We start from the raw sequence: 490 nt of genomic DNA, 5'->3' as shown, positions 1-490 counted from the left end.
AGTTACTCGATACGATTGAATCAATAGGCCAAACCCGAGCCATCGGTATGGGTATTGTTTCCGAAGGAAAGAGTTCAGCTCTAGACCGAATAAAATTGAAGTACTTGAATGACCGTGTAAGCACTCAGTTTGAATCGCTAAATAAGGTTTTTCTTGAAAGAAAGCCCGGCGAAAAAAGAGTGATCATTCTAGATGATAAGCACTCGACCTCAGCGATTAAAAACGCTCAAACAAAAATCTCCGAACTACAGAGCTTTATCGAAACCAAGCTGCTCAATTCTTCGGTAGATAGTCGTTCAGGAGCAGATTTCTTTCAACTGGCGAGCGCAGCTATCGCACCTTTGAATGAGCTCTTTGACCTGGCATCCACTAAGTTATCAACGAGCATTGATTGATCAGGGTATTTCTAGCCATTTACTTAGAAAATTAATCGCACGTTCGCCAATTAGCACTCAAACCAACATAGAAACTTGGTGTTCCCTTATCGCTT

The 490-nt window shown here is 41.6% G+C and carries 1 protein-coding gene; it reads left to right on the top strand.

Features of this window, described 5'->3' with window-relative positions:
* On the top strand, positions 1–395 hold a 395-nt coding region (locus A3766_RS30870; RefSeq protein ID WP_197479484.1), incomplete at its 5' end, for a hypothetical protein.
* Between the last annotated feature and the right edge of the window lie 95 nt (positions 396–490).

Source organism: Oleiphilus sp. HI0132 (assembly GCF_001635845.1).
The sequence above is the reverse complement of the archived record's forward strand: the minus strand, read 5'-3'. Positions and strand labels throughout refer to the sequence as shown.